The organism is uncultured Algoriphagus sp., assembly GCF_963974365.1.
Classification (GTDB): Bacteria; Bacteroidota; Bacteroidia; order Cytophagales; family Cyclobacteriaceae; genus Algoriphagus.
The window spans coordinates 43,500-52,079 of sequence record NZ_CAXBBX010000023.1 but is presented as its reverse complement, the minus strand read 5'-3'; the positions used below and the strand labels follow the sequence as shown (position 1 = coordinate 52,079).

Genomic DNA, 8,580 nt, shown 5'->3' with positions numbered 1-8,580 from the left:
GGAGCACCTAAAAATCAAACAGTTATGAACAAGGGAATACCTCGGCTCTGGGTACATAAAAGCTCGCTGAAAAGCGGGCTTTTTCTTTTTCACCTATCCAGACATTTAATAGCTTTTTCCCCGCGCCTACATTAATTCACAATTTTCTCTAAGTAAGTTAAATCCATAAAACCATGTAATTTGAAAGTTTAATTTTCAAATTACATGGTTTTAACATTATATTTATGCAATTTGAAAGCAAATTGTAAAGGAGATGATCCAAAGAATACTTGAAGAAAAGCTTATTGACAGCCTGAAAAATATGCCTGTAGTGGTTATTCTAGGCCCAAGGCAGGTAGGAAAAACTACTCTAGCTTTAGACTTGGCAAAGACTGCTTTGGACAAACCTATCCATTATTTGGATTTGGAGCTGAATTCTGATTTGGCGAAACTCGATGATGCAGAAAGCTATTTAAAACGCTTTGAAAGTCAGCTTTTGGTAATCGACGAGGTGCAAAGAAAACCAGAACTCTTCCCAGTTATTAGGGCTTTGGTGGATTTGCGCAAGCGGAACGGAGAGCGTGCGGGTCATTTTCTTCTGCTAGGCTCTGCCTCACGAGATCTTTTACAACAATCTTCTGAATCTCTTGCAGGACGAATTCGGTACTTGGAGCTCAATCCCTTTTCTGCCAATGAACTTAACCTGAACGATCCTCTGGGTTTTAACTTGGAGAAATTATGGTTTCGAGGTGGTTTCCCTGACAGCTATCTAGCTGACTCAGAAATCCAAAGTCAAAACTGGCGACGAGACTTTATTTCCACTTATGTAGAAAAGGATATACCGCTCTTTGGCCCACAAGTTCCAGCCACTCGAATGAAACGCTTTTGGTCCATGCTTGCACATTATCACGGACAGCAAGCGGTAATGACAGAGATTGCAAAAAGTCTGGAGGTAAGTCACACCACTGCCCGAAATTATCTGGACATTCTTCAGGATTTCTTCATGGTGAGGCAGTTACATCCTTGGTCTGGCAACACAAAAAAGCGATTGGTAAAAACCCCAAAAGTATATATTCGGGACACAGGATTATTACATAGTCTACTGAACGTTTCTTCTTTCGATCAGCTGCTAGGACATCCAGCCGTCGGGGCAAGCTGGGAAGGGTTTGTGATGGAAAATATCCTAAACCAATTACCCACTGACTGGTCAGCAAGTTATTATCGCTCAAGTAATCAGGCAGAAATTGACCTAGTTCTTGAGTTTGGGACAAATGAAGTATGGGGAATAGAAATAAAAAAATCGAGTGCGCCGACCATCAGATCAGGTTTTCATAGAGCCTGTGAGGACATAGGTGTTACCAAAAAATATGTGGTTTATTCTGGTGCTGACAGATTCCCGATGAGAGGAGATATTGAGGCTGTAGGGCTGATCGAATTTCTGGGGATGATAAGCACTGCAGAAAAATAGAAATTACTGGATATCCATATCTTTAAAGGAAGTCTATTGCTTTTCTATTCAAGGAGTATAATATTCACTCTTCAAACAAGGGCAGTATTCACCTAATTCACAGCCTTCAGGGTTGCCAGTGCAAAAATCAAAGCAATAGATTCCATGCTTGAAAATCATCACTGGCCCCACTAAGATATCCATCAGCAGCTCATATCGTCGTGGCTGCGGTAGATCATCCGGAAAAGCTACTTCCAAATTCCAGGAGTTCATCATCGAAACGAAAGCAGTAGTCAACTGAGTCAATTGATCTTCAGAAAGTTGTTCTTTTGGAGGAAAGTTTACCCGCTTCAGACCACAGTACCCTTCAAAGCCATTCCTTTTTTCCTGACTAACAAACATTTCAGATTCGCGAAGAGATTCCTCAAAATCTTCTTCTTCAGTATTTTTCCTGAATTTATCATAGTAATCCTCCGGACGATGCCCTGCTGCGATGTCCGCTAGAAGGTGGTTGACGTAGGCTTGCATGTAATTGAAGTTTAGCTTTAAAAAATATCTTTTGCCCGTACTCGAACAATTTTGTTCGCACTTTTAATATATGAAATAAAAATAACCCTTAAGGTCACTATTTACCAACTTTATTTTGGCATGAAAGTAGAAACCCAATTATCTTTTTTCACCCTAACACTAGCATCAAATGTGGAAAAACTACCTTCTAGTTGCTTATCGGAATCTTTTAAAGCATAAGATTTTTAGCGCCATAAATTTATTTGGCCTTGCGCTGGGAATGACAGCCTCCCTGATCATCATTCAATACGTCAGGTTTGAATTTAGTTATGACCGCTTTCACGAAAAATCAGACCGCATCTATCGAGTTCAGCATGACCGACACATTGATGGGGAACTTCAATACCAAAAAGCACAGTCATTTATTCCCACTGGTGAAGCCATGATGAATGAATATCCAGAAGTAGTCGATTACACCACCATGTTCAGGATAAGCAATGAATCAGATATCGTGCTGACTCATTTAGCAGATGACGGAGAAATGCTTCGGTTTGCAGAAAAAGAAGTATATCATGTAAAAGGCGATTTTTTTGAAGTGTTCTCTTTCCCAATCATAGAAGGTAATGCTGAAGTGAAACAGTTGGAGCCAAAAACTGCCATGATTTCCCAATCTACAGCCAAGAAGTACTTTGGAAATGAGTCTGCAATCGGAAAGGTCATAAGTCACAATTATGCTGAGAACTATGAAGTTGTAGGCGTTTTTGAGGACATACCAGAAAGCGCCCATATGAAGTTTGATTTCCTCTTTGCTTGGCAAGAAGTAACTAGCTCAGAAGATGGAGGTGATGCCGAAAACTGGAGATGGGATGGATTTTACACTTATCTATTGATGACACCTGATACAGACATATCAGCCTTAGAGTCCAAATTCCCGGCATTTGTAGAGAAATATATAGCAGGCAAAGGGAACGATAACGTCATTTCAACTTTCACTCTTCAGCCTTTAACCTCTATCCACTTAAATTCCAATCTACTAGCTGAAGCGGAACCAAACAATGAGGTGAAAATCGTTTATGCACTATTGACTGTAGCTATTTTTGTGATGCTTATAGCATGGATCAACTTCATCAATTTATCTATCTCCCGCTCTCTGGAAAGGTCTAAAGAAGTTGGCGTCCGAAAAGTGATTGGCTCTGGAAGATCCCAGCTTATCAAACAGTTTCTTGTCGAATCGTTGGCCATGAACCTATTGGCTTTTTCAATTTCTTGCATTTTCTTATATTTGTTAGCCCCTTATATTTCATCTTTCATTGGGGGACAATCGGCACTCTCTTTATTTTCCAACCCTGGCTTTATACTGGGAGCTGTGCTCGCAATAACTATTGGCAGTGCATTAGCTGGATTATACCCTGCATTTATCACCTCATCCATTAAACCAATCCTTGCACTCAAGGGCAACCCTTCGAGCCATTCAAAGGGCTCATTTTTTAGTCTAAAACATAGCTTGATTGTATTTCAATTTGTGATTTCTATAGCTTTGATTGCAGCTTCTACTGTCGCCTACAGACAACTGAGTCTAATGAAAAACAGTAGTCTTGGAATTGATATAGAAAGTACAATCGTAGTCAACACCCAAGCTACTTTTGGCCCTCCGGGTTCAGACTCAGTGTTCACGATAAGGCTCTCCACTTTTAGAGACAAGCTAAATTCAAATGAACAAATAAAAGGTATTACAGCTTCATACGATATTCCTGGAAAAGAGCACATGTCATTGATGCCTAATTTTAGGCACTCCAAAAATTCAGAAGAGCTTGTCACACTTTATTTCACTCGAATGGACTACGACTTTATCCCAACGTTTGATGTTGATCTAGTTGCAGGAAGAAATTTTGTTGATGGTGTTGACAATCAATACGCTATGATTCTAAACAAAGAGGCAGTTCAAACTCTTGGTTTTGAAAACCCCGAAGATGCAATAGGTCAAGAAGTCAATTGGGGGAATAGAACATTGGCAAAAGCTGAAATTGTTGGAGTGGTAGATTTCAGGGCTGTTTCATATAAAGAATCGAATTATCCAATAGCTTATACATCTACTTTCTTTCCCTACAAATATGTCTCTATTAAGTTTGAGGAAATCAACGGAGCCAATGCCGAAGAACATGTAGCATTGATCCAAAATACATGGAGCACAGTATTTCCAGATAAGCCATTTGAATACTTTTTTCTAGATGATTTCTTCAATGGTCAATATAAAGCCGATCAGAAATTTGGACAGCTGATAGGAGTCTTCACATTTCTCGCCCTGGTCGTTGCTGGATTGGGACTTTATGGCATCACACTTCTTACCGTAACTCAGAGAATTAAGGAAGTGGGACTTAGAAAAATAATGGGAGCTTCTGTAAGTCAAATAATTGTATTACTCTCTAAGCAATTTCTCTTTTTAGTTATCATCGCTGGAATAGTCTCGATCCCAATTATTAAGCTTTCGATGGAAAAATGGCTTCAAAACTACCCTTTCAGAATTGAAATAACCTGGTGGACATACCTACTTCCGGTTGCATTGATCTTAGCGATTACCTGCTTCACTGTAGGGTTTCAGATAATTAAGGCTTCCATGATCAATCCAGCTAAGTTGCTTAGGTACGAGTAGGGAAAATAGTTCATTGTTTATATCTACACCCTTTTAGTGAAATATACTGTTAGAGTTCTTACAACCCTCTTTTGATTTTCTCCGGATTCCGTCTGGTATCAAAGACATCAATTATTGCAACTGATTTGTCTTTTATAAAATAGAGTATTTTGTAATTTCCCTCGACCAAATACCTGAACTCATCTGGGAGTAAAGATAATGCCGGTTCAATCTGTCCAGATTCTGGAAAACTATTAAGGATCTCAACTCTTGCGATCAAACCTTGAACTATGTTGCGAGCGACCCCATATCCGGCTTCTTGTATGTAATACTCGAAAATTAAGTCTAATTGCTTTTCTGCAAAATCAGTCCAACAAACCTCGAATTCACCTGTCATATTTTTTCAAAAGCTCTTTAGAACTCTTTACTCTTCCTGACTTATAGTCTCCCATAGACTTTTCAACTCTGGCTTCCAGCTGCCCCAAAGTCATTGGAGACAAGGTTTTTTCGTAAGCTTCCTTTATGTTGTTTTCTCTCAGGAGTCCTTCAATCTCCTTTAAAACGGCAACATCCTGAAGGCTTAAAATATCTTGAACGATTTTTATTTTCTGTGCATCTAGTTCCATAACATTATAACATATGTTATTCTAAATTAATCATTTACTCGACAATACGGTAGAGCAAATCTCAAATCCCGTCCTTCAACTCCCCCTCAATATTTCCATAGGAGGCTGATTGATGATCTTCCTTCCATTGAGCCATCCTAGGACTATCGTCAAACCAGTAATGGATAAGTAAAGCACCAAAGCTTCTAACCAAGCTCCTCGGAATGGAATATTGAATACAAACTCACTCAGCAACCATGTAGCCCCGAAAGACAGAATAATCCCTGACAGCGACGCTAAACTCCCCAAAAAGAAGTATTCTAATGTATTGATCTTACTTACGATTGCAGAGCTTGCGCCCAAAGTTCTAAGCAAAATACTCTCCCGCATCCGCTGATATTTACTGATTATCAGGGAGCTGATCAATACCAATATTCCAGTTGCAATACTGAAAAACGCCATAAACTGAATCACAAAGCTGATTTTTCCTAAAATTTCTTCCAGCGTCGCTACAATTGCCCCTAGATTGATAATAGATATATTTGGAAATTCACGTACGATCTCAGCCTGAACATTTGCTGCTTCTCTGTCATTTTTAGTCTTAGTGATCAGTACATGGAATTTTGGTGCCTGATCCAAAACTCCCTCTGGAAATAGCACCAAGAAATTGGTCGAGACTTGATTGAATTTTACATCTCTTAGACTTCCTATAAAGGTTTTGATAGGACGTCCCTGCACATTGAACTCTACTTCGTCTCCTATTTTCATTCCATTGCCTTCGGCAAAACCTTTTTCAAAAGAAACGAAAACACTGTCTCCCCTTGCACCCATTGGGATTAACTCTCCATCGGTTAATGTTTCCGAAGAAATAAGCGAGTCTCGATAAGTGACACGAAACTCTCTATTATATAACCATCTAGAATAGTCCTCTTCATCAGGAAGCTCTTCGTTCTCCTTTTTGTCTATTCCATTGATTTCATTTAGCTGCATCGTCACGATAGGAACTTCCTGCATGATCGGAAGATCCCGTGATAAAATTTTAGCTTTTACATCCTGCAGCTGAGCCGTTTGAATATCAAACATCAGCATGTTCGGCTGATCTTCCTTATCTGCAAATTTTGCCTCTTCCAGCAATTGATTTTGAAGAAAAAAGAGCGTGGAAATCATCGCAGTTCCTAGCCCAATAGTCGCAATCAAGGAAACTGTTTGATTGTTTGGTCTGTACAAATTCGCCAAAGATTGACGCAAGGTGTAGGTAAAAGAAATCGGCAAAAACTTTCTAACAGCCCAAATGATCAACTGAGCCACAGCCCACAAAATACCAAAGGCAAAAACCACGAATGCAGTAAATCCAAAAGCAAAGTCCACCCGACCCAACAAATAGAAACTAAAGCCCCAGATAAAGGCCAGAATCCCTGCAATCACCAACCAACGAAGAGGATCTTTCAGCAATGAAGAATCACCTGTTTCTGGCCTTAGCGTAGCCATTGGAGAAACATTTCTCACTTTCAGCAAAGGCAATAAGGCAAACAATATGGACACAAATAAACCTGTGATTATTCCAAAGCCAACTGACGACCAAGAGATGCCAAAGGAAACTTCAACAGGAAGGAAATCTGCAAAAACAGCTGGAAGTACAAACTGAAGTAAGGTTCCAAAGAAAGCTCCGAGTATGGCGCCGACCAATCCCATGATCATGATCTCAAACAGATATATCAGCAAAACATCTCTGGAAGCAACACCCAAACAACGTAAAACTGCCACTGAACTCAGCTTTTCCTTCACAAATACATTCACAGCACTTGCCACACCAACACAACCAAGAAGAAGTGCAATAAAGGCTACCAAGCTCAAGAAGTTTGAAAGGTTCTCAAATGAACGACCAGTAGATCTCTTTCTGTCCTCCACCGTGTCTGCATCTACCCGATCTTCTTCCCATATATCTTCATAGGGCTTGATCAGCGCATCTACATCTGTACCTACTTCAAACTGAAAGTAGCGGCTGTAATTCACTCGGCTTCCGTACTGAACCAAGCCAGTTTCTTCCAAATAAGCTTTAGGAATGTAAACTGCTGGTGCTACAGAAGCGGTAATTCCTGTCTGCCCAGGAACACTTTGCAACTCTCCAACAACTGTGAAAAGAACCTCTCCTACTTTGATCTGATCTCCAACTTCCGCGTTGAACTGAGCCATCAGTGTCTTTTCTACCAATGCTTTTTTCCCGCCTGAGCGAAAATCAGCATCTCCAGAAGCAGGAATGGTTTCTAAAAAACCATAAAACGGATACGCACCTTCCAGTGCACGAACCTGAGTCAAACGGCTTGCGCCGGTCTCAGGAAAGGCAACCATACTCGCAAAATTGACCTCTGAGGCCATTTGTATAGCAGCACTGTCAATCGCCTGCTCACCAATAGGCTTGTTGTTTTCAAGCACCAAGTCAGCACCAAGAAGCTCTTTGGCCTGATTATTAATATCTGCTGTGAGATTTTCTCCAAAGGAACTGATCGCCACCAATGCAGCAATACCTACGACAATGGAGGAAACAAACAGTAAAAGTCTGGAGATGTTTTTTCGGAAATCCCGAAAAGCCATCTTAATAATCCATCCGAAATCAGGCATCTGCACCCTCCTGTATTTTACCGCCCTTAATATGAATGATTCTTTGCGTTTTGGCCGCCAGTTCCAAATCGTGCGTAACCAAAACAAGCGTAGTCCCCTCTTCCTTATTTAGGTCGAAAATCAGTTTCTCGATCATCTCTCCAGTCTCTGTATCCAAATTTCCTGTCGGCTCATCCGCAAAAAGGATTTTAGGCTCATTGGCGAAAGCTCTGGCAATAGAAACACGCTGTTGCTCACCTCCGGAAAGCTGTGTGGGATAATGGGTTCCTCTATCTCCCAAACCAACTTTATCAAGAAGTTCTTGCGCTTTCTTTCTTGCGTCTTTTCTCTTTTTCAACTCCAAAGGAACCATCACATTTTCAAGAGCTGTGAGAGTAGGTAAAAGCTGGAAATTTTGAAAAATAAAACCTACACTTTGGTTTCTCACTGCTGCGCGCTGATCCTCGGAAAGCTTCTCCAGAGAATTGCCATCTAACACAACACTTCCAGTGGATCCAGAGTCCAGACCGGCGCAAAGTCCTAATAAAGTGGTTTTACCACTGCCTGAGGGACCTACTATGGAAATGATTTCACCGGATTTAATGTCAAAAGTAACCTCGTCTAGGACAGTCAGTTTTCTACTGCCACTTGTATAAACCTTACTCAGGTTTGAAACTGATAAAATATTCATGTGCTGTACTTGGGTGGGGAAATGGGTTAATCAGTCAATAACGGATTACCCGCAATAATGTTGATGGAAGATAGCTATACCACCACAAACCAACAAATCACTTTACAATGATGGTGTTTTACGT

The 8,580-nt window shown here is 40.5% G+C and carries 7 protein-coding genes; 2 read left to right on the top strand and 5 right to left on the bottom strand.

Annotation, left to right across the window (positions count from 1 at the left end):
• Window positions 1-253 precede the first annotated feature (253 nt).
• Window positions 254-1,447: an ATP-binding protein gene (locus AACZ87_RS22020; protein ID WP_339870237.1), complete on the top strand. Its 1,194-nt coding sequence runs from the start codon at window positions 254-256 to the stop codon at window positions 1,445-1,447.
• Between the two features lie 48 nt (window positions 1,448-1,495).
• Here the strand turns inward: AACZ87_RS22020 and AACZ87_RS22015 are convergent, their stop codons facing one another.
• The gene (locus AACZ87_RS22015) at window positions 1,496-1,954 is read right to left on the bottom strand and encodes a hypothetical protein (RefSeq protein WP_339870236.1); all 459 of its coding nucleotides are present in this window, start codon (window positions 1,952-1,954) and stop codon (window positions 1,496-1,498) included.
• A gap of 169 nt (window positions 1,955-2,123) precedes the next feature.
• Between AACZ87_RS22015 and AACZ87_RS22010 the strand changes: the two genes are divergently transcribed.
• Window positions 2,124-4,583, top strand: a complete 2,460-nt coding sequence (locus AACZ87_RS22010) for an ABC transporter permease (RefSeq protein ID WP_339870235.1) — start codon at window positions 2,124-2,126, stop codon at window positions 4,581-4,583.
• 58 nt (window positions 4,584-4,641) lie between these two features.
• Here AACZ87_RS22010 and AACZ87_RS22005 read toward each other — a convergent pair whose 3' ends face one another.
• From AACZ87_RS22005 to AACZ87_RS21990, 4 genes are all read right to left on the bottom strand, one after another.
• Window positions 4,642-4,959 carry a type II toxin-antitoxin system RelE/ParE family toxin gene (locus AACZ87_RS22005; protein WP_339870234.1) on the bottom strand — a complete coding sequence of 106 codons (318 nt, stop codon included), beginning with the start codon at window positions 4,957-4,959 and terminating at the stop codon, window positions 4,642-4,644.
• A complete protein-coding gene (locus AACZ87_RS22000; protein ID WP_339870233.1) occupies window positions 4,949-5,188 on the bottom strand; it encodes a hypothetical protein in 240 nt (79 codons plus the stop codon). The genes AACZ87_RS22005 and AACZ87_RS22000 overlap by 11 nt, the downstream gene beginning before the upstream one ends.
• A gap of 75 nt (window positions 5,189-5,263) precedes the next feature.
• Window positions 5,264-7,786, bottom strand: coding sequence for an FtsX-like permease family protein (locus tag AACZ87_RS21995; RefSeq protein WP_339870232.1), 2,523 nt, complete (start codon window positions 7,784-7,786; stop codon window positions 5,264-5,266).
• Entirely contained in the window at window positions 7,779-8,456 is a 678-nt protein-coding gene (locus AACZ87_RS21990; protein ID WP_339870231.1) for an ABC transporter ATP-binding protein, read from the bottom strand. The genes AACZ87_RS21995 and AACZ87_RS21990 overlap by 8 nt, the downstream gene beginning before the upstream one ends.
• Window positions 8,457-8,580 lie beyond the last annotated feature (124 nt).